General features: G+C 45.2%; 15 protein-coding genes and 5 pseudogenes. 10 read left to right on the top strand and 10 right to left on the bottom strand.

Annotated features, from left to right (window positions below):
- Positions 1-4: 4 nt before the first annotated feature.
- Positions 5-2,351, bottom strand: a pseudogene (gene metL / locus J5O05_RS11275) (bifunctional aspartate kinase/homoserine dehydrogenase II).
- A 4-nt stretch (positions 2,352-2,355) separates the two neighbouring features.
- Positions 2,356-3,613, bottom strand: a pseudogene (metB, locus tag J5O05_RS11270) (cystathionine gamma-synthase).
- 309 nt (positions 3,614-3,922) lie between these two features.
- On the opposite strand from metB, the gene metJ reads away from it, so the two are divergent.
- A complete protein-coding gene (metJ, locus tag J5O05_RS11265) occupies positions 3,923-4,243 on the top strand; it encodes a met regulon transcriptional regulator MetJ (protein WP_208842132.1) in 321 nt (106 codons plus the stop codon).
- A 56-nt stretch (positions 4,244-4,299) separates the two neighbouring features.
- On the opposite strand, the pseudogene J5O05_RS11260 reads toward metJ, so the two are convergent.
- Positions 4,300-5,540 (bottom strand): annotated as a pseudogene (locus tag J5O05_RS11260) (malic enzyme-like NAD(P)-binding protein).
- A gap of 88 nt (positions 5,541-5,628) precedes the next feature.
- Here J5O05_RS11260 and J5O05_RS11255 point away from each other — a divergent pair.
- Positions 5,629-5,940, top strand: a complete 312-nt coding sequence (locus J5O05_RS11255; protein ID WP_208842131.1) for a hypothetical protein — start codon at positions 5,629-5,631, stop codon at positions 5,938-5,940.
- A 408-nt stretch (positions 5,941-6,348) separates the two neighbouring features.
- On the opposite strand, the gene rpmE is transcribed toward J5O05_RS11255, so the two are convergent.
- Positions 6,349-6,564 carry a 50S ribosomal protein L31 gene (gene rpmE / locus J5O05_RS11250; protein WP_208842130.1) on the bottom strand — a complete coding sequence of 72 codons (216 nt, stop codon included), beginning with the start codon at positions 6,562-6,564 and terminating at the stop codon, positions 6,349-6,351.
- Positions 6,565-6,784: 220 nt separating this feature from the next.
- On the opposite strand from rpmE, the gene priA reads away from it, so the two are divergent.
- From priA to J5O05_RS11225, 5 genes are all read left to right on the top strand, one after another.
- Positions 6,785-8,956 carry a primosomal protein N' gene (priA, locus tag J5O05_RS11245; RefSeq protein ID WP_208842129.1) on the top strand — a complete coding sequence of 724 codons (2,172 nt, stop codon included), beginning with the start codon at positions 6,785-6,787 and terminating at the stop codon, positions 8,954-8,956.
- A gap of 5 nt (positions 8,957-8,961) precedes the next feature.
- Positions 8,962-9,498 (top strand): SPOR domain-containing protein, encoded by a 537-nt coding sequence (locus J5O05_RS11240; RefSeq protein ID WP_208842128.1) that lies wholly within the window; start codon positions 8,962-8,964, stop codon positions 9,496-9,498.
- 77 nt (positions 9,499-9,575) lie between these two features.
- Complete coding sequence (hslV, locus tag J5O05_RS11235; protein ID WP_208842127.1) at positions 9,576-10,094, top strand: ATP-dependent protease subunit HslV; 519 nt, start codon at positions 9,576-9,578, stop codon at positions 10,092-10,094.
- Positions 10,095-10,105: 11 nt separating this feature from the next.
- Positions 10,106-11,434, top strand: coding sequence for an HslU--HslV peptidase ATPase subunit (gene hslU / locus J5O05_RS11230; protein WP_208842126.1), 1,329 nt, complete (start codon positions 10,106-10,108; stop codon positions 11,432-11,434).
- A 48-nt stretch (positions 11,435-11,482) separates the two neighbouring features.
- Positions 11,483-11,857, top strand: coding sequence for a gamma-butyrobetaine hydroxylase family protein (locus J5O05_RS11225; RefSeq protein WP_208842125.1), 375 nt, complete (start codon positions 11,483-11,485; stop codon positions 11,855-11,857).
- A 35-nt stretch (positions 11,858-11,892) separates the two neighbouring features.
- Here the strand turns inward: J5O05_RS11225 and J5O05_RS11220 are convergent, their stop codons facing one another.
- The 3 genes from J5O05_RS11220 to J5O05_RS11210 form a co-directional block, all read right to left on the bottom strand.
- Entirely contained in the window at positions 11,893-13,773 is a 1,881-nt protein-coding gene (locus J5O05_RS11220; protein WP_208842124.1) for a methyl-accepting chemotaxis protein, read from the bottom strand.
- A 141-nt stretch (positions 13,774-13,914) separates the two neighbouring features.
- On the bottom strand, positions 13,915-14,967 hold the full coding sequence (locus tag J5O05_RS11215) for an MJ1255/VC2487 family glycosyltransferase (RefSeq protein WP_208842123.1): 1,053 nt from the start codon (positions 14,965-14,967) through the stop codon (positions 13,915-13,917).
- Entirely contained in the window at positions 14,964-15,485 is a 522-nt protein-coding gene (locus J5O05_RS11210) for a phosphatase PAP2 family protein (RefSeq protein WP_208842122.1), read from the bottom strand. Before J5O05_RS11210 ends, J5O05_RS11215 begins: the two co-directional genes overlap by 4 nt.
- Before the next feature lie 169 nt (positions 15,486-15,654).
- On the opposite strand from J5O05_RS11210, the gene rraA reads away from it, so the two are divergent.
- Positions 15,655-16,170, top strand: a complete 516-nt coding sequence (gene rraA / locus J5O05_RS11205) for a ribonuclease E activity regulator RraA (protein ID WP_208842121.1) — start codon at positions 15,655-15,657, stop codon at positions 16,168-16,170.
- The gene (locus J5O05_RS11200) at positions 16,170-17,234 is read left to right on the top strand and encodes a formimidoylglutamase (RefSeq protein ID WP_208842120.1); all 1,065 of its coding nucleotides are present in this window, start codon (positions 16,170-16,172) and stop codon (positions 17,232-17,234) included. The genes rraA and J5O05_RS11200 overlap by 1 nt, the downstream gene beginning before the upstream one ends.
- On the opposite strand, the gene J5O05_RS11195 is transcribed toward J5O05_RS11200, so the two are convergent.
- From J5O05_RS11195 to hutI, 3 genes and pseudogenes are all read right to left on the bottom strand, one after another.
- A complete protein-coding gene (locus tag J5O05_RS11195) occupies positions 17,199-18,755 on the bottom strand; it encodes an EAL domain-containing protein (protein ID WP_208842119.1) in 1,557 nt (518 codons plus the stop codon). The two genes, J5O05_RS11200 and J5O05_RS11195, sit on opposite strands and share 36 nt — an antisense overlap.
- Positions 18,698-18,994 (bottom strand): hypothetical protein, encoded by a 297-nt coding sequence (locus J5O05_RS11190; RefSeq protein WP_208842118.1) that lies wholly within the window; start codon positions 18,992-18,994, stop codon positions 18,698-18,700. The genes J5O05_RS11195 and J5O05_RS11190 overlap by 58 nt, the downstream gene beginning before the upstream one ends.
- A gap of 24 nt (positions 18,995-19,018) precedes the next feature.
- Positions 19,019-20,243, bottom strand: a pseudogene (hutI, locus tag J5O05_RS11185) (imidazolonepropionase).
- Between the two features lie 111 nt (positions 20,244-20,354).
- Between hutI and hutC the strand changes: the two are divergent.
- Positions 20,355-21,058 (top strand): annotated as a pseudogene (gene hutC / locus J5O05_RS11180) (histidine utilization repressor).
- Positions 21,059-21,115: the final 57 nt, after the last annotated feature.

The raw sequence follows: 21,115 nt of genomic DNA, 5'->3' as shown, positions 1-21,115 counted from the left end.
CATTCTAACGTAGCTGCTGAATGAGCCAGTATAAATCGGAGTGAATGCCCGCCGCAGTCACTTCTTTTCCAGCACCGGGTCCTTGGATAACCAATGGATTGTTTTGGTACCACTGGCTGCGGATCACAAAAATGTTGTCACCTGGAGTGAGATTAGCCAAAGCCGATGTGGCACCAACGTGTGCGACGCCAACTTTTGCCATAACTTTACCCTCTCGTAGCGTTAAAGCACCCGTATAGCGAAGCACGCAACCTTCTCGGGCAGCTTCTTCGGCTTTCAGAGCAATAAAACTATCCAGCGATGCTCGATTTGCCAAGAAGGTATTCCAGTCGCCGTGTGCGAGTACCTCTGGCATCAGAGGACTTAATTCGATGTCATCTAAGTTCAGTGATAAGCCAAGGTCTCGTGCCAAAATAAGAAGCTTGCGCTGCATATCTCGACCAGATAAATCCTCTCTTGGATCCGGCTCAGTGAATCCCAATGCTTGGGCCTCAAGCACCAAATCAGAAAAAGCTTTTGTGCCATCGTACTGGCTACAGAGCCAAGACAGCGTGCCAGAAAACACCCCTTCCACTTCAATAACGCGGTCACCACTATTTTGTAAGTCCGCTAACGCGAAATTGATTGGTAATCCAGCACCCACACTTGTATTGTAACGCCAATACAAGTTGCGTTCTTTTAATCGGCTTCGCAATGATTCGTACCAATTTAATTCAGCTGTACCCGCATATTTATTGGCACTAATCAAATGGCAGTCTGCTGCAACAAAGTCTGGGTACAATTGGCTAAATGCTTCACTCGCCGTGATATCAATGACGACTTTGTGCTCGTAATCGAGTCTCCACGATCCGCGCAAGTAAATCTTCTTTAGCATACGGTAACGATTCAATGCCCCATTGAGTTTGCCAATTGTCCAAGTTAATCCCACTCGCGGCAAAAAGCATGCTTTCGCTGCGCAGCAAGGCAACCACTTTTACATCGAATTGCTGTTGTAAATGGGTTATCTGGTCTTTGCATTGTTCAATAAACACTTCACCCACATTGCCCAAACCCGCGACAATAATCGCCAATTCTTGGCCTTTGGTGACCAATTTGTCATGCAATGAGGCCAACGCGTCGCTGTCGATAAGTTGGTCGGTCAGAAACAGCGCATATTCCCCTGCTTCATGCTCAAAACGAACCACGACTTCTTGCTCATCCAATAACAGACGAGCTTGCTTCTTCAAGCTACTGACTTCGTTTTGTGCAGCGACCACAGCACACCCGTTTAAATTCGAGCCAACCAGGTTTGCTCTGCCCTGTAACTGTTGTACGACAACATGTGTGAAAGCGGCTGGCACCATCAAGAACACGTCTCCGGCTTGAGAAAAGTGATGAATACTGTGCTGGATAAGCTGACTCAAATCGCGCACTTCACCTGCCTGAAGTTGCTCTACACGTAGCAAATCTTGATTTTCGAAGGTAGTGATAAAACGCTTGGCTTTACTGTACCCTTCTTTGACCACTTCTGTTGGCGTCGCTTCCGGTTCATAACTCGAACGCACCACCAGTTTTATTTCCGTATTTTTTAAAGGCGACAATGTTTTTGCATGCAATACAGGGTTGCCAAGACGTGCCAATAAGTTCGCTTGTCCGCGACATACTTTAGGGTACTTAATTGCATTGGAAACTTTGCGTGGATCTGTACTGTACACCCCTTGCGTATCGGTCCAAATTGATACACTTTGAGCATGAACATAACTTGCCAACAACGTTGCGCTGTAGTCACTGCCATTGCGGCCAAGCGTTACCGTTGTTCCCTCGCTGTCACTGGCAATAAAACCCGTCACAACGTTTATTCGATCGATAGCAATTAGCTCACCACATGCTTGCACATTTTTTTGCTCAACCAATTGACCATGATGTAATGTAAATAGCTGGCGGGCATCAATATTCTTTGCCGCCACACCTAAATGCTGTAAATAATGCGCAAGCAAGCGAGCAGACCAAACTTCACCATGAGCCAACAAAGAAGCTTCATGCAACTGCTTTTGTTCACTTTGCGATGCAATTGCTTTTAACTCCACGTGCAATAAATTTAATAAGTGACGCTGTAACTCCCCTTGCAGCAGCTCACTTAACAATTGCGTTTGTTGTGATTCAAGTTGCAGCAAAATATCACTTACAGCCAGAGTGTCACCTTGTGTGTAACTTTGCCACAATTTTACAAGTGTATTCGTGGTTTTACCTGCCGCCGACACAACAACGCAATCGCCCGCCACACATTGACCTAAAATAATATTCGCTACGGCTTGATAACGAGAGGCCGAGCTTAAGCTCGACCCACCAAATTTATGTACTGCTTGTGTCATATTCTTACCATAGTGCCGGAGTTGCAGGCACTAAATTGAATGCCTGTAAATTATCTTGGTTATCTTGCTGTTGCTGAGTATTTGAGGATGCAACTTTTACTTCGCCAGGGCGCACCGTCGTAAACGCGCTTTCTAAATCGGCAAGTAAATCTCTAACGTCTTCAATACCCACAGAAATTCTAATTAGTGTATCACCAACGCCAGCCTCGAGTCGCGCTTGCGGTTCCATACCTGCATGCGTCATTGTCGCTGGATGGCAAATCAAGCTTTCCACTCCACCCAAGGATTCTGCGAGCGAAAATTGTTTGAGGGACGTTAAGAATGCCGCCGCGTCATTTAATCCACCCTGAATATCAAAACTAACCATCCCACCAAAACCACGCTGTTGTTGTTTAGCAAGCGCATGTTGAGGATGAGATTTAAGCCCAGGATAATACACTTTCTTCACGAAAGGGGATTGTTCAAGATATTCAGCAATCGCTATGGCATTTTCTTGATGCTGCTTTAAACGGACGTTTAAAGTGCGAAGTCCACGCAGACGTTAGGTAACTATCGAACGGCGCACCGGTAATACCGATGTTATTCGCCCACCATGCTAATTCCTCGCCTAACTCTTGAGTTTTAGCTATCACCGCGCCGCCAACCACATCCGAATGGCCGTTAATGTATTTCGTGGTTGAATGCACCACAATGTCCACACCAAATTGAATTGGATTCTGTAAGCCAGGCGATAAAAAGGTATTGTCTGCAGCAACGAGTGCACCGCACTGCTTCGCAACGTCAACAATGGCAGATATGTCTGTGAGTCGTAAAATAGGGTTGCTTGGCGTTTCAATCCAAATCACTTTTGGCTTGGCATCAATCACCGTTTGATAGTTCTCAGGATTGGTTAAATCCACGACTTGCAGTTTTAGTAAACCGCGTTTTGCCAATGAGGTGAACAATCGATAACTGCCACCATAGCAGTCATGTGGAATAACCAATGTATCGTCATGATTTAAAAGTTGTGTCACTAGGTGTACAGCCGCCATTCCCGTCGCCGTAATGATCCCTTTCGCGCCACCTTCAAGTTGCGCTAAAGTATCGGCCAAAATGTCGCGATTCGGGTTTCCGCTACGACCGTAGTCATAAGCACGCTTTACGTTGAAATCAGCAAACGAATACGTCGTCGATAAATACAGAGGCGGTACGACTGCACCGTGATGCTTATCGGCTTCAATTCCATTTCTGACTGCAATCGTCGCTTTATTTGACTGACTCATAATGACACCTAGATTTATGGATGTTTAGACGTCTAAAAGGTTAGACTATGATCTACCGGAAGTCAAAACATTTATACGCCTAAATGGCTAAATAACTAGTATTTGACTATCTTTTTTAAACCGATAAAATTTCGCCACTTCCTATTAGTACCATGCTAATACGACTGAGTTTTTGATCCAGCGCGAATGGTGAAATCGATGCTCACGATCGAAATGTAAATCTACCTACATTTCCTGTTGAGACTAGTTTAGTATGAACCACGAATGCAGTCGTATTGGCATTACCCAACACTGAGGCAATAAAAGATTATGGCAACTTGGAATGGTGAGTATGTTCACCCTTATGCAGAACACGGTAAAAAATCAGAACAAGTAAAAAAGATCACCGTATCGATTCCATTAAACGTATTAAAAGTACTGACGGACGAGCGTACACGTCGCCAAGTCAATAACTTGAGACATGCGACAAACAGTGAACTACTGTGCGAGGCGTTTTTACATGCGTTTACAGGCCAACCATTGCCATCGGATGAAGACTTACGTAAAGATAATCCAGAAAAAGTGCCTGCCGAAGTGCGCAAGATTATGATTGAGATGGGACTTGAAGTACCAATCATCGAAGAAGATTAATCACAAATAAAAAGCCTCGCATCGCGAGGCTTTTTTCACTCTAATTGCACTGCAATTTATGCCATGTAGTTGTCTGGCATTGGAATTTGAGCAACGCCTGAATCAATCGCCGCTTGTGCAACCGCTTTCGCGATGCGTGGCAATAAACGCGGATCCATCGGTTTTGGAATGATGTACTCTTTCCCAAACTCAAGCGCGTCAACATCTGATGCTTTAAGTACTTCAACCGGTACTGGCTCTTTTGCAATACTGCGAATGGCTTCTACAGCCGCAATTTTCATTGCGTCATTGATTGCTGTTGCACGTACATCTAAAGCACCGCGGAAAATAAACGGGAAGCAAAGTACATTATTTACTTGGTTCGGATAATCAGAGCGACCTGTTGCCATGATTAAGTCGTTACGAGCACTGTGTGCAACTTCAGGGCTGATTTCAGGATCGGGATTTGAACAAGCAAATACAACTGGGTTGTCTGCCATCAGTTTTAAGTCTTCAGCTGAAATAAGGTCAGGGCCAGATACACCGACAAACACGTCCGCATCGGCAATCACGTCCTGTAATGTACGTTTATCCGTGTTGTTAGCAAATAGCTTTTTATATTCATTCAGATCTTCACGGCGTGTATGAATAACGCCTTTACGATCAAGCATGTAAATGTGTTCGCGCGCGCACCACATTTGATCAGCAGTTCCATACAAGCAATCGCTGCCGCGCCTGCGCCTAAACACACGATAATCGCATCGTGAATGTCTTTACCTTGGATCTCTAGCGCGTTCAGCATACCTGCTGCTGTCACGATTGCCGTACCGTGTTGATCATCATGGAAAACTGGAATATCACACAGTTCGATTAATGCCTTTTCAATTTCAAAACATTCAGGCGCTTTAATGTCTTCAAGGTTAATACCACCAAACGTATCTGCAATATTGGCAACCGTGTTGATAAAGTCTTCGGTCGTTTTATGTTTAACTTCGATATCAATGGAATCTAAGCCCGCGAAGCGTTTAAACAATAACGCTTTACCTTCCATTACAGGTTTTGATGCCAAAGGACCTAAATTACCTAGACCAAGAATCGCTGTACCATTACTGATAACCGCAACCATATTCCCTTTGGCCGTGTATTTGTATGCATTCGCTGGATCTTCTGCAATTTCACGAACAGGTTCTGCTACGCCTGGGCTGTAGGCTAAAGCGAGATCCCTAACCGTTTCTGCCGGTTTCGTTAATTCGACACTAATTTTTCCTGGAACGGGGTGCGCGTGGTAGTCCAACGCTTTTTGACGAAAATCAGTCATGACGCGATTTTTTCCTGCAATGTTGAGAGTGAGAGTGAAATATCAGTATTGCTTAAATCTTACCCTAGCGGTTTAGCGTGACAACGGCGTGTCAGAAAAAATAACCTCTAGCGTTTATTCACAATACTGTTTTTTAAAATATATTCAAGCACTATCAGGTCTATCCTGTTACCTACCTTTCGCAGCATTTTCTTGGAATATAACCCAATTTTTACTTCATTTACCTTTGCACTGGAGTGCTGTTTTTGCGACAAAATGGATAAAACTGGCGCGTTTTTTCATTCACAAAGTTGAATATTCAACCACCTTTTCATTCAAACGTGATAAAAAACAAGAAGCGGCAAAAAACAAACATTTTCACGCCATTTTCCAAGCAATTAGCGACACATTTATCAACTAACGATATTCCAAAAATGAATACCCACCCAGTTTCGAGTCAAATTTGTGCACATTTAATCTCTTGAACACGTTGTTACGTCTGCGGATTTCGGCAATGGATTATTGAATTTACTATAGTAAAGAAGCTGACTAGGTTCTAACACTCTGACGAAATATTAAGCATAAATAAAATTAATAGAGTTAATGCTCTATTTTGGCCGTTTCCATCGTGCGGAGTATTTATGCGTGTTTTCTTTGGCTCTCAACAAATAAAATCGGATGTGGCTAAAAGCGTAAGGGCGGTTCTGCGTGCTCGAATGCAATGGAAACGAATGGGATGGATGGGATAAATGTGGCTGAAAAAACCTATATAGTAAAAAAGCGCCTTAAGGCGCTTTTTTCATTACAAAACTCATCGACGAGTCTGTAATTATTTTTTGCTACCGAAAGCAGCAAAACGCTTGTTGAAGCGATCAACACGACCACCTGTATCAACGATTTTTTGTTGACCAGTGTAGAATGGGTGACACTGATTACAAACGTCTAAGTGAATGTCTTTACAAAGTGTTGAACGTAGTTCGAACTTGTTGCCACATGAGCAAGTTGCGTTGCTCGATTGGTACTGTGGGTGGATACCTTCTTTCATAGTAACCTCTGAGGTAAGGCCGTATCGCTCTCCAAACCCGAAGTCTGGCACCATACGTAGTTAAACAAATTTAGTGGTCGCGTATTCTAATGTAGAATCTGTACAAACGACAAGCAAAAAATGATCTTTTCTTTTCTTTCTGATCGGAATCAATACGGCCGCTGGGTTTTTTGTCGTGCCTTTAGTAAAGTAACGCTGTGTAGTTGATTGTGTCGATATTATGAAACTCGTTGAAGTAGCTTTAAAAGTCCCGTTAAATCGAACTTTCGATTACCTAGTCGATGAGTCCCATCGTTCAAAATTGGCGATCGGCAAGCGCGTACGCGTGCCTTTCGGAAAACGTGAATTAGTTGGCGTCGTGCTCACGATTAAAGAAGACACAAATCTTGCGGTCGACAAATTGAAATCAATTTACGAGGTCATCGACGAGCAACCCATTCTCACCACCACGTATCTCAAGTTCTTACAATTTTGCTCACGTTACTATTGCTTTCCTCTTGGCGAAACTCTGTTCACCGCATTACCTGCGGCATTGCGAAATGGCGATGCCATTGACAAACTCGCGACACAGATGTTGAAACCGAGTGAGCAAGGGTCCGCAAAAGTAAGAGGTAAAAAACAACAAGCGCTGTTGGATTACTTAATCGAAAACCGAGCTTGCAGTATCGGTGAGATCAAAGCTCTGGGTTTTACTCAGGCGCAAATCAAATCGCTTGAAGACAAGTCACTGGTCGAACGCTTTATTGCGCCCCCGACGACTTGGCAGTCCGATGTGATCCAGATTAATCATAAGCCTGTACTCAACGCTGAACAGGCAACGGCTTGCGCGGCCATCAAACAGGTAGAGGCGTTTAGCTGTTTTCTTCTGGAGGGGATCACTGGGAGCGGCAAAACCGAAGTTTACCTGCAAGCACTTGAAGACATCGTGAAACAAGGCCTGCAGGCTCTCGTGTTAGTGCCCGAAATTGGTTTGACACCTCAAACCGTCAATCGTTTTCGTAAACGCTTTGCAAATCTCCCTATTGCGTTGTGGCACTCCAACCTCAGTGACAACGAGCGCTTGGAAGTTTGGAGACAAGTTGAAACTAATGAGTGTGCAATCGTCATTGGCACTCGTTCTAGCATTTTTCTCCCGTTTGCGAAACTAGGCATGCTCATTGTGGATGAAGAACACGATGCGTCGTTCAAACAACAAGATGGATTGCGCTATCACGCTCGCGATTTGGCCGCGTATCGTGCCGCTACGCTTCAAATTCCAATGATATTAGGCAGTGCAACCCCTGCGTTAGAGTCGCTACAACATGCCATTTCTAACAAGTATCGCCTGCTCACATTGTCGCAACGAGCGCAAACGGCCACCGCAAACCAATTTCATTTGGTCGATATGAAAGGTCAAATAGCGCAACAAGGTTTTGCTGGTATCACTTTGCAAACCATCCAAGACACTTTAGCACGAGGAAAACAGGTGATGGTGTTTCTCAACCGTCGCGGGTTTGCTCCCACGCTCATTTGCCATGAGTGTGGATGGTTGAGTAATTGCCATCGCTGCTCAAGTAATGCCACATATCATAAAGGTATCGCTCAACTCATTTGCCATCACTGTGGGGACGTCAACACTATCCCTAGACAATGCCCTGATTGCGGTAGCACACAAATTATGCCGACAGGTCTTGGGACTGAGCAGGTTGCCGAGTTCTTGAATGCACACTTACCTAACACACCAATCACTCGGATAGACCGAGATACGACGCGTAAGAAAGGCTCCTTTGAAGAAGCGCTCGATGAGATCCGCAGTGGTGGTGCTCGAGTATTAGTGGGCACACAAATGTTGGCCAAAGGCCATCACTTCCCTGACGTTGCATTAGTTGTGATTTTAGATGTCGATTCTGGTCTTTATTCCAGTGATTTTAGAGCAACTGAACACATGGCACAGCTCATCACTCAGGTGGCTGGCCGAGCAGGTCGTAGCGGTGAGCCAGGTAAAGTCCTATTGCAAACACATTTTCCTGAACACCCCCTACTCCAAGATTTAGTCAATAATGGATATCAAGATTTCGCGCGTTATGCGTTAACCGAGCGCCAAGAGGTGGGACTTCCTCCATTTAGTCATTTGGCTTTGATCCGTGCTGAAGGCCATAAATTTGAACAAGTTTTGCAGTTTTTATCCGATTTAGTTCCGAAGCAGCGGCTAGCTGGTATACAATTGCTAGGCCCGTTACCTGCTCCACTAGAGCGGATCGCTGGCAAGTTCCGCTATCAGCTACATATTCAAGCTGAAAGCCGAAACGTACTGCACCACTATTTGGCGCAGTTAAGCGATTACATCAACAGTCATCCACTTGCGAATCGGATTCGTTGGAGTATTGATGTTGATCCAATAGATATGTATTAAAGACAATGGCACAGCACGACTATATCAATAAAAAACCCAGACCCAAAAAAGACGCGAAACCTGCGAAGAAACCGTTTCCAATCGTCCTTGTTGTGATAGCCACAGCGCTTGTTGGGGCTTTTGGCTTTGGGCTTTGGTATGTCAAACAGCATGCCGACCCTGAGCAAGTTAAACTTGCGCAGCACCCCACCACTCAAAAAAATCAACCAGCCGTCGAAACGAAGGCGGAACCACCGCGTATGCCCGATTTCATTAAGGAAATGAAGGAGCATGAGGTGAAGGTTGAGGTCAAAGAAATGGAACAAGGCGGACCATATCAAGTTCGTTGCGGTGCTTTTCGAGAGTACAATCAAGCGGAAACACTCAAAGCGAAAATTGCCTTTACTGGACTTAGTTCTGAAGTACGTCGAGTTGAAGGCAAAAATGGCGTTTGGTTTATTGTCCGGTTAGGTCCTTACGAAACAAAACGTCTCGCCGAGGCCGATAAAAACCGCATCAAACGCTCGAAAATCATGGGCTGTACCGTTTTGAATTGGACTTGATAAAGTCAAAATAGCCCCCATATCGTCGTAATCAGTTTGTTTAATGCATCAAAGAAGATGCAGTTATAAGGATTACTATGACTACGATAGTGAGCGTACGCCGTGGCGACAAAGTTGTGATCGGTGGCGATGGCCAAGTTTCACTTGGCAACACAGTCATGAAAGGCAATGCCCGTAAAGTACGTCGTTTATACCACGGTAAAGTACTCGCAGGCTTCGCTGGCGGCACGGCAGATGCCTTCACCTTGTTTGAGCGTTTCGAAGCGAAATTGGAAATGCACCAAGGACACCTCATGCGAGCGGCTGTTGAAATGGCCAAAGATTGGCGTACTGACCGAGCGCTCCGTCGTTTAGAAGCTTTGCTTGCGGTTGCAGATGAAACGGCATCCCTCATCATCACCGGAAATGGTGACGTCTTACAGCCAGAACATGACCTCATCGCGATTGGCAGCGGCGGTAATTTTGCACAAGCGGCCGCAACTGCACTGCTTGAAAATACTGAACTGGGCGCGCGTGAAATCGTAGAAAAAAGCCTGAAGATTGCCGCAGACATCTGTGTCTTTACCAACCACAACCAGACCATCGAAGAATTGTAATAGGACTTGCTATGACAGCTATGACGCCTAGAGAAATTGTCCACGAGTTGGACCAACACATTATCGGCCAACAAAAAGCGAAGAAAGCAGTCGCGATTGCACTTCGTAACCGTTGGCGACGTATGCAGTTAGACGAAGCATTGCGTGCAGAAGTCACACCAAAGAACATTCTTATGATTGGTCCAACGGGTGTGGGTAAAACCGAAATTGCACGTCGTCTTGCAAAGCTAGCCAATGCGCCATTTATCAAAGTAGAGGCGACAAAATTTACGGAAGTAGGTTATGTGGGCAAAGAAGTCGAGACGATCATCCGTGATTTAGTCGAAATTTCGGTCAAAATGACGCGCGAACAGCAGGCGAAGAAGCATCGTTTTCGTGCTGAAGAAGCGGCTGAAGAACGCATTTTAGATGCATTATTACCACCAGCAAAAGATGCTTGGGGTGAAGTGCAACCGACTGAAAATAACAGTACTCGCCAAGCGTTCCGCAAAAAATTGCGTGAAGGCCAATTGGACGACAAAGAAATTGAAATCGATGTTGCAGAAAGTGCTCCGCAAGTTGAGATAATGGCACCTCCAGGCATGGAAGAGATGACCAATCAACTTCAAAGCATGTTCCAAAATTTCGGTAATGAGCGTAAGAAAAAACGCAAACTGAAAATCAAAGAAGCGATGAAGTTGCTGATTGAAGAAGAAGCAGCACGCATGGTCAACCCTGAAGAATTGAAAGAGCAAGCGATTTTCGCGGTTGAGCAAAATGGTATTGTTTTCATCGATGAAATCGACAAAATTTGTAAACGTGGTGATACTTCAGGCCCAGATGTGAGCCGCGAAGGTGTACAACGTGATTTGCTACCATTGATTGAAGGTTCCACAGTAAGCACAAAACATGGAATGGTTAAAACGGATCATATTCTGTTTATCGCATCAGGCGCGTTCCAAATGGCTAAGCCTTCCGATTTAATTCCTGAATTGCAAGGCCGTTTACCGATTCGAGTGGAGCTTGAAGCGTTAACCGCAAACGACTTCAAACGGATCCTAACTGAACCACATGCGTCACTGACAGAACAGCAACAAGCCTTACTGTTAACAGAACAAGTTAACATCGAATTCACTGATGATGCTATTGATCGCATTGCGCAAGCGGCTTTCCAAGTGAATGAAAAGACAGAGAACATTGGAGCTCGTCGTCTACACACGGTGATGGAAAAACTGATGGAAGAGATCTCCTTCGATGCCTCAGACAAGACGGGTGAAAAACTGGTCATTGACGCAAGTTACGTTGAGGACCATCTCGATATGCTAGTTCAAGATGAAGATTTGAGTCGCTTCATTTTGTAATGTCCTACAGGGTATCCATTGGATACCCTTTCTTTTCGGTACTCTCTTATGTATCTCGTGACAAAGTTGCATTACCACAAACAGCGCCGGTTACTCGACGTACACTTTGATAATGGTGAATTACATAGTTTTAGTAGTGAGTTTTTGCGCACACACAGCCCTTCGGCAGAAGTGCAAGGTCATGGCCACAAACATTCTCTTGAACCCACAAATCTCGTGTTAAATAAGCAGCATGTGAGTATTGAGCGTATTGAGCCTGTTGGTCATTATGCCGCAAGGCTCGTCTTTGATGATGGTCATAATAGTGGTTTGTTCAGTTGGCAATATTTTCATGCGTTGGCAAAAGAACATGAGACATTACAAGCCGCTTATCTAAAACGCGTTAACGACGTGGGCCATATCCCAATTAAATTCACACCATAAAAAAAGGCGCTGTTCGCGCCTTTTTTGTCACTTGATTAGACTCGGTACTTAGCCACGGCTTGGTGTAAGACACTCGCCTGCTCTGCAACCTCTTCTGTACTTTGGGCATTCGCAAACGCGTGATCTGAGGCAACTTGCGCGATATCACGGATACGCACCACGTTTTTGTTCACTTCAGAAGCGACTTGGTTCTGTTCGTCAATTGCGGTTGCAATGTGTGTACTCATGTCCATGATGGTTTGCACATCACTGGTGATTGACTCAAGCAGTTGCCCTGCTTTTTCCGCCTGAGACACACTCTCATTACCCTGACTACGGCATTGCTCCATAATGTTTACAACTTCACGCGTGCGAACTTGCAACCCTGAGATAATGCTTTCGATTTCTTTCGTCGAGTCCTGAGTACGCCGCGCAAGCGACCTTACTTCATCCGCAACCACCGCAAAACCACGGCCTTGCTCACCTGCACGCGCCGCTTCTATGGCCGCGTTAAGCGCAAGTAGGTTGGTTTGCTCAGCAATGCCACGAATAACATCCAACACCGAACCAATCGTTTCCCCGTCGCGCTCTAATTGAGACACCACTTCCGATGCGCCTCCTAGCGAACTGGATAGGTGCATAATCAATTTGATCGTTGCCGCTACTTCTTGGCGACCTTGCTGCGCATTCACATTGGTTGATTCTGCTTTTGTCGCGGCTGCTTCGGTATTATGGCTAATATCCTGAATCGTTGCTTGCATCTCAGTTGCAGCGGTTGCCACCATATCTGCTTCATGCAACTGTTCACGCATACCTGAACTCGTTTGAGTCGAACTTTCAGTCAGATTCTGAGTAGCTTCATTTATCGTCGTCAACGCATTATTGACTTCCGCGATGAGATTGCGGAAGTCATCGATAAGACTGTTGAAGTCTCCCGTCATATGGGTGATTTCGTCATTGCCAGTCTGCTCAATGAGCAAAGATAGATTGTTCTCGCGACGAATGCGCTCAATCGTCTGATACACACGCTCTACCGGATTGATGATGGAACGACTTGTCGAAAGCACCAACAACATCACAATGATTGCTGCAGCAATAAAGACCGCAATCGCAAACATTTGCGTATTACGAGCGTTCAACTGAGTTTGATCTTTAGCCAAATTAACAACAAGCGTGACGACTTGGTCGCTTTCCTCAACTTTGGCTTTCATATTACCAAGCAGACCCGATTCAAGATCTAAACCAAGTTGAACTTGCGCATCTACCAACGCATTAAACTTAGCTTTGTAGACATCGACCAATGACAGAAGCTCGGTTTGCACATTGGAGCTTAACCCACTGGCACGAATTGAGGTCTGAAATCGCGTAATCAGTTCGTTAAACGTATTCCGATATTTATCATCTAAACGCAACATAAAATCTTTTTCAGTGCGTCGTAACTGCAACATCACCACCAGCAAACTATCACTCGAGTTTTGTTTCAGTAGCGTTTCGACTTCATGCACCGCTCCACGTAACTCGCCATACAAACCATCTTTTGGGTGTAACCCTATGGTCTTTTGTAGCGTTACAACGGCTTGAAAGGAATCGTAATACTGTTTCGCCAAATGCCCAAACTGCGAAGTTTCCGTTTGTTTAATATTTAATTCTTTAAACAAATCCTCCAGCTGTTGAGCTTTTGAATTCAGTTGTTGATACTCCTTATCAAACTTACCTAGCGCGTCAATGTCCTTATAAAACAAGAAGTTTTTCTCATACTTACGCATGCTTAACTCATGAATATCGAGTTCTTCAGCAAGCTGTATGGTTTCATTGAGCTTCAACATGGTTCTGGCTTCATAAATGATGACCAGAAGCATGACAACCATTGCCACACCAACGACAAACGCGTTGATTTGCAAACGGCGCTTAATGGTAAAGTTTTCTAAAAAGCCCATTCGCCTCACCTTACGTTACTAAAACAAAGACAATTATAGTCGTATATTCAGGCAATTGCGTAATACTAAGTTGCAATTTAACGGACAAAAATATGCTTCAAATCAAGCAGCTGTAACCTATTGTAACTTTGGAACAATCCGTTAGGCGGCGTGACGCTTAGAAAAGGCCACTTGTTGCCATAATCGATGGTGGATCGTGTCGACATCTTGCCATTGTTTTTTGAGTAACCAATCGATTAAAGGCGATGGATCGCTTGGGAATTGGCAATAACCCTCACCGGTAGATTTCATCCAATCATCTAAGGCATTGGGGTTCAGGTAGTTCATAGATTGAGCGAGATTCAACTGCTCAAGTGCGACAATATTCGCTTGCTGCTCAAATTGGCCATGCAGTGGCTTGAGTAAGAGTTTCTTCCCTAGCTGTAAGGCTTCAGTCGAGAGTTCAAATCCTGCGTTCGCGACCACGCCACTTGAGTTGGTTAAATCACGTAAGAACCCGCCTCTCGACGGCGCTCGCAAATGAATATGCTTAAGCGACTGATCGGTTGCTTCTGGGTGATAGCAATAAAACTCTTTATCTGGAAAATCGTTTAAGAAATCTACCACACTTGAAAGCTGCTCAAAAGGTAAATACACCAACACCTTGTTCGCGATAGATGGGCAATAGGTATTCGCTGGAGTGTGCGTTACAAATGGCGGCAAAATGTGTGAGTGGTAAGGGCGCCAATGGACACCCAGATACACGTCCGCGGGGGCAAAGTTTCGGATCAAAGCTCGGTGAAAAAACTGATTTCCAGGTGAGGGAACTGCGTCGTGCAAAAATGAGGCTTGATGACTCATAGCCACCACAGGCACACCTTGTCGGCGCGCAGCCCAAGCGGATAAAGGCTCGAAGTCGTTAAACACCAAGTCGTACTTAGATACATCAAGTTTGTTCAAATCTTTAAAGAATTGACTCACCCCGAGTTGTTTCGCGGTTTTCCAAACTTTGATACTGCCCTGTTCTGTGACAAACGACAGGCCCGCCCGCGTTCGAAACTCACCAAACGCTTCCATATCAAAGTACTTATCTTCAGCTCGACCACTAAAGAAATAGTCAACGTCCACCCCTTGCGCCGCAAATCCTTCTGCCATCATCCTCGCTCGAGTGATGTGGCCATTCCCTGTTCCCTGCACACCGTAAAGAATTCTCATACATTTCCCTGTAGATACAACGCCAATTCCGCACAACTAAGACCTAAAATAGCGCCTGCAACAATATCGAGTGGATAATGTACGCCCACTACCACACGTGAAATTGCAACCCCACTCGCCCAGACGTATAACATCAACGCAAACTCTGGAAAGGCAGCGGCCCACAAGGCAGCAAACAAGAAAGCGCCAGCGCTATGACCCGATGGCAAACTAAATCTATCACTAGGTGTTAAAAAGGCCACTTGCTTAAAGCAATCGCAGGGTCGAATTCGACCGATGTACTTTTTACATATGAAGTAAACGGGCCGCTCTATGGCAAACCCAAGTAACGTTGTGATGAGCAAAGGCACACCAAGTTCCGGCACCAAATAGGCAAACCCGAAACCTAAGATGACATACATGCCACCGTTACCACTTTTAGACAGCGTCAATGCGATAAGTCGCACCACTTCTGAACGTTTTGGTTTAAACAACACAAAATACAGCGCCGTATCAAATTCGCTTAGCCAGGCTTTCATTGCTTTTCTCTTTTTAAACACCTTGCACACAAATTCAGCATAGGTGGAAAAAATAACAACTAGGTGACAGTTTTAAGACATTAATATTGCGTACAATTAATGGGATTGATATGACCGTTGATGGGAGTATACTGAGTCCAACAACCATAATATTTCAGAGGAAATCAGGATGGATTACAGCACTTCCGATCTGTGCGATCATTTTGTCGATGTTGTTGACGTGTTAGAACCAATGTTTGTGAACTTTGGTGGGCGCGCGGCTTTCAGTGGCCGTATAAAAACGGTTAAATGTTTTGAAAACAACGAAATGATCAGAGAAATCTTGCAACAAGATGGAAGTGGTCAAGTACTTCTTGTTGACGGTGGTGGATCAACTCGTCGCGCGTTAGTTGACATCGATGTGGCGGAACTCGCGTTTGAAAACAACTGGGAAGGTATGGTTGTTTACGGTGCAGTTAGGCATGTGGATGAACTAGAAGAACTCGACCTCGGCGTTCAGGCCATTGCTTCTATTCCTGTTGGTGCCGATAGTCTTGGTGCTGGTGAAGTCGGTGTGCCTGTGAACTTTGCGGGTGTGTCATTTTTCGATGACGACTACCTGTATGCAGACAGCACAGGGATCATCATTTCACCTGAAGAGCTACTCCTAGAATCGCTCGAAGAAGACGAGGCTGACGAGTTTTAATGAGTAGTCCGTTAATATGCTACCGTGAGAGTGACATCGAGTCATACACGGTAGCACGCGCGAATGAAATTCGCGTTTGGCAACAAGTCGCCTTTCTCGATCCCAATAGCCACTACACTGATGCGTTAAAAGATGCCGCTGATTTTGGTATTCGTTACGTATTGGTTGGTATAGCTGAAGACATTGGCCCAAGAGCGAACTGTGGATTGGGTGGTGCAACGGAAGGTTGGAAAGCCTTCTTAAAACGCTTTTTGAACATCGCTAGTAATCAATTCCTCGATGCCGGAAAAGTACTCTTACTGGGTGAAATCGACTGTCGGGACTTACAGCAAGCCGCCGATTTAATCAAATCAGGCGAAGCGGATGAATTAAAAACACTTCGTGATTTGTGTGAGCTGCTCGACCAACGGGTCAGTGAAGTATTAACGGCAATTTTTAAAGCTGGCTTGGAACCTATTGTGATTGGCGGTGGGCATAACAATGCTTATGGCATTATTAATGGCTTAAATCGTGCTCGCCAACAAAAGGTCAATGCAATTAATTTTGACCCTCATGCCGATTTTCGTCCACTAGAAGGGCGTCATAGTGGTAACGGTTTTAGCTATGCACATCAACACAAGTTGCTGGCCCACTATCATGTTATTGGCATGCATGAGCAAAAAAACAATCAGCATATTTTAAATGGACTGCACGAAGCGAATGCAGGTTATACGTCCTATCAAGATATTTTAGTCCGTCGCAAACTGAATTTGACCACGGCTTGTAAACAAGCACTATTGGATTTTGATACGCGTTTACCATTGGGTGTTGAAGTCGATGTTGATGCTATTAGCGGAGTCCCGGTTAGTGCCTTCACTAATTGCGGATTTACGGCTAATGATGCGGAGCATTTTGTGCATTTAGCCGCGAGTGAAAAACACGTCGCGTACTTACATCTATGCGAAGCGGCACCAGGTAACCATCCGCTTGGCATGGCGCAAGGCATGAATGAAGCAGGCCAGGTCTTAAGCGCGCTAGTTTGTAGTTACTTACAAGCCAGACAAGCTCGACTCGCTGTAAGCTGATGTGGGATGCTCTGCATTCCACTGCTTTAACCAAGAAATCATGCCTACACTACTAAGCGGTCTTGCGAAGTAATAACCTTGTGCCCCATAGGTATTTAAGCTTTTCGTAAAATTGAGCTGCTCGAGTGTTTCCACGCCTTCACACAACACTTTACTGTTTAACTGTTGCTGCATTTCAACCACACCACGCACCATTGCTTTAAACTGACCTTGATGCTGGTGCTCTCGCGTCAACGATTGGCCAATTTTAACGTAATCAACAGAGAGCTTCGGCAACTTAGCCAATACCAGTGGCGCCTCACCAAAGCCATCCACACAAAGTTTAACGCCTAGGGATTTGAGTCGCGCAATCATCGCGATTTCTTGCGGTGTCAGTGACAAGAAGAGCGCAGCTGGGCATTCGATGATAAGTGAACCGGGGTTGAGTTGGTGTTCCTGTAATACCCCATCTATAAACTCAATAAACTCTTCATGGAGCATCTCAGGACCAAAAACATTCAAGCTAAGTGGAATGGATAAGTTTTCCATCTTTAACGCCATCGCAATTTCAGCGGCACGCTCAATAACGAACTGCGCAACTGGTAATGCAAGACCAGATAAACGAATGTCATCAATAAACACGTTAGCCGCTAAAATTCCTTGCTTTGGATGCTGCCATCGAAGCAGTAATTCGAGAAACTCAATGCCACCATCTTCGTGTCGGACAATTGGCTGGAAATACAATTCAAATTCATTGCGAAAGTCCGCATGGACAAGTTCAGCGAGACGGGCCTGCTGCTCTTGCTTTAACGTTCTAATTTGCGGTTCATACGGGCAGACTTGCTGATGAGGGTTACCATCCAAGGCTAAAAAGGCGTAGTTTAATATTTGATCAAAATCACCATGTGCTTCGTCGCAACTGACATAACTCGCACGTGCCTTAATTTCCAATGTACAGTTTGCGACGTTAAATGGCTTCAGCGTGTTGTTAAACACATCGTCGAGTAACTGTTCATGTAGATGCTTGTGAACGTCGAGTCGGCACAGGAAGACAAAGTTCAGTCCTCCTAAATGAGCCACTTTCTCATAACCTTGGCTACATGCAATCGACACTACTTCTTTGTGACGAAGTTGTTGACGTAGGCGATTAGCGGATTGCACAAGTAACATATCGCCGTAATCACGTCCTAGATGAAGGTTGATGTCTTGAAAACCTTCTAAGCGCAATAAAACCAACACTGCAGGTATTGGCTCTGCAACTTTCAAATTGAAGAAAGCCTGACGCAAACTTTCTTTGTCCGCGACTCCCAAAGGATCGATTTCTCGTTTTTGACGTGGAATTGCACCCTCAATATTGAACGGTGCAGATTGCCAAAATAAGTTGATTTGGAGCAGTAAAATAGGAAGTGCAAACCACAGCACGGGCCAGCCTGCGCGGTAGTAAACACTGATTAACGCAAAGGTCAGTAACGAAGCAATGCTTGTTACAGCAATTTGTGGAATGACTTTACTTCGAATAGCAATGAACAACTGAGACAACATGGTTCAGCTAACACAAATGATAACCACATTGTGCCAGAGCTGAACATCGCCAGTGTTGCAAGACTGGCGAGGACAAGTAGGCACTTTTCAAGTAATGGTCTGCGATAAAACACCGTTGCAAAAACGCCCATTAAGAGCGCCCCTGCGAAGCAGGCTTGTAAAGATCCGGATGCAATCCACTGAGACATCTGTGTCGGTACGCCTACAGCCGCACTTACCAACCCAATCAAAGACCCCATATTCAAACCATTGCTAAATCAACACTATTGAATAAGTTTACCCAAAATCCAGAGATTTAACAGATCATTTACGCCAAATTGATAGCTCAGTTCTGCTGGGTGCTGAATATTCCACATGGCTAAATCGGCACGCAATCCAACTTGCAACATGCCTCGGTCGCCAAGACCCAGAGCTTTCGCCGCATTAACTGTGACACCAGCGAGTGCTTCTTCAGGCGTTAATCGAAATAATGTGCACCCCATATTAAGTACCAGTCGCAGTGAACAAAGTGGTGCAGTACCTGGGTTAAAATCACTTGCTAATGCCATCGCTACATTATGTTCTCGCAGTAATGCAATGGGCGGTTGCTGTGTTTCACGCAAGAAATAATAAGCAGTAGGTAACAATACCGCGACCGTGCCTGCACTCGCCATCGCAATCACGCCGGTTTCATCGAGGTATTCGATGTGATCGGCAGACAACCCCTTAAAGGACGCGACCAGCTCTGATCCATGCTGATTAGACAACTGTTCCGCATGACATTTCACTTTTAGGCCAAGCTCTGTCGCTTTATCGAAAACGCGTTTTGTTTGCTCGAAACTGAACCCAACGTTTTCGCAAAAAACATCTACCGCGTCCGCTAACTTTTCCTGCGCAACTTTTGGCAACATCACATCGCATACTAAGTCAACGTACTGTTCTGCCCTGCCTTTAAATTCAGGTGGCACCGCGTGAGTTCCCTAAAAAGGTGCTTTGAACAGTAACTGGATGATGTGTGTCGAGCAAGCGATTCACTTCCAGTAACTTAAGCTCATTGTCTAAATCCAGCCCATAGCCAGATTTGCTTTCAACCGTTGTCACCCCTTCTTTCATCAGACTATTTAGACGTGTTTTTCCCAAAACAAATAATGCTTCAACATCAGCTTGTCGTGTCGCTCGCACGGTGCTCGCGATGCCGCCACCTTGAGCGGCGATTTCTTGATAAGAAACGCCTTGCAAACGCTGTTCAAACTCTTGCGCACGGGAACCGGCAAATAAGATGTGAGTGTGACAATCAATAAGCCCCGGTGTAATCCATGCACCTTTCCCTTGAATGACGGGAGTCGACAGTGCGTCGAACTCAGGCAGTGCATCCATTTGACCTAACCAAGTGATGTTGCCCTCTTTTACAAAAATGGCGGCCTGCTCAATTGCACCGTAAGGCGCCGCGATACTCGGGTCCATCGTGGCAAGGTTTACGTCGAGGATCACTAAATCTGGGTTATGCATGGGGTTACTCCGAAAAATTTTACTGAAGTGTAGCAAGCCGTGTTGTATATACAAGAGAAGCGTGCCATCTTTACTATCAGCATCGACCAACATGACATCAAGAAGAACACTATGCAGCCAAAATTTGCGCTCATCAAGCAACATATTATCGACAATATTCGCGCTTATAAATGGCAAGAAAATGATAGGGTTCCGTCAGAAAACGAACTCGCAGAACAATTTCAAGTTAGCCGCATGACCGCACGCCGCGCATTGACTGAATTGACCGATGCAGGAGTTCTAAACCGCAGCCAAGAACCGGCACCTTTGTGGCAAGTTTTAAGTCACAGTCTTCCATGTTGGAGATCCGCAATATTGCTGATGAAGTTGCAGATCGCGGCGGCAATTATTCTTGTACCGTATTAACGCTGGAATCAATGTCGGCTATTGCGCCAATTGCCATCGCGCTGGGTGTCGAAATAAACAGCCAAGTTTATCGCAGTGTCTTAGTGCACAACGATAACGAACAACCTCTTCAAGTTGAAGAGCGTTTTGTGAACCCAAAACAAGCACCACATTATCTGCAGCAAGATTTTTCTCAAATCACACCGCATGAATATCTCACGCAGGTTGCGCCACTTACAGAAGCACGCCATACCGTAGAAGCCATCTCGCCAAACGCAGAAGTGTGTCAGTGGTTGAACCTCTTTAACGAAGAGCCTTGTCTGCAAATGATCCGTCGTACGTGGTCTGCTGATGGAATTGTCAGCTTTGCACGGCTGATTTCACCTGGCAGTAAATACCGTTTGGGCGGTCACCTGACTTTCCGCCGCTAAGAAAACAGCGAACACACGAAGAGAAAAGTGGTACACTTTTCTCTTCAATTAGTCGGG

The organism is Pseudoalteromonas xiamenensis (assembly GCF_017638925.1).
Taxonomy (GTDB): domain Bacteria; phylum Pseudomonadota; class Gammaproteobacteria; order Enterobacterales; family Alteromonadaceae; genus Pseudoalteromonas; species Pseudoalteromonas xiamenensis.
The sequence above is the reverse complement of the archived record's forward strand: the minus strand, read 5'-3'. Positions and strand labels throughout refer to the sequence as shown.

Coding starts and splice junctions, on each gene's coding strand:
- metJ (WP_208842132.1), top strand. CDS start 3,923: ATGGCAACTTGGAATGGTGAGTATGTTCACCCTTATGCAGAACACGGT.
- rpmE (WP_208842130.1), bottom strand. CDS start 6,564: ATGAAAGAAGGTATCCACCCACAGTACCAATCGAGCAACGCAACTTGC.
- priA (WP_208842129.1), top strand. CDS start 6,785: ATGAAACTCGTTGAAGTAGCTTTAAAAGTCCCGTTAAATCGAACTTTC.
- J5O05_RS11240 (WP_208842128.1), top strand. CDS start 8,962: ATGGCACAGCACGACTATATCAATAAAAAACCCAGACCCAAAAAAGAC.
- hslV (WP_208842127.1), top strand. CDS start 9,576: ATGACTACGATAGTGAGCGTACGCCGTGGCGACAAAGTTGTGATCGGT.
- hslU (WP_208842126.1), top strand. CDS start 10,106: ATGACAGCTATGACGCCTAGAGAAATTGTCCACGAGTTGGACCAACAC.
- J5O05_RS11225 (WP_208842125.1), top strand. CDS start 11,483: ATGTATCTCGTGACAAAGTTGCATTACCACAAACAGCGCCGGTTACTC.
- J5O05_RS11220 (WP_208842124.1), bottom strand. CDS start 13,773: ATGGGCTTTTTAGAAAACTTTACCATTAAGCGCCGTTTGCAAATCAAC.
- J5O05_RS11215 (WP_208842123.1), bottom strand. CDS start 14,967: ATGAGAATTCTTTACGGTGTGCAGGGAACAGGGAATGGCCACATCACT.
- J5O05_RS11210 (WP_208842122.1), bottom strand. CDS start 15,485: ATGAAAGCCTGGCTAAGCGAATTTGATACGGCGCTGTATTTTGTGTTG.
- rraA (WP_208842121.1), top strand. CDS start 15,655: ATGGATTACAGCACTTCCGATCTGTGCGATCATTTTGTCGATGTTGTT.
- J5O05_RS11200 (WP_208842120.1), top strand. CDS start 16,170: ATGAGTAGTCCGTTAATATGCTACCGTGAGAGTGACATCGAGTCATAC.
- J5O05_RS11195 (WP_208842119.1), bottom strand. CDS start 18,755: ATGTTGTCTCAGTTGTTCATTGCTATTCGAAGTAAAGTCATTCCACAA.
- J5O05_RS11190 (WP_208842118.1), bottom strand. CDS start 18,994: ATGGGGTCTTTGATTGGGTTGGTAAGTGCGGCTGTAGGCGTACCGACA.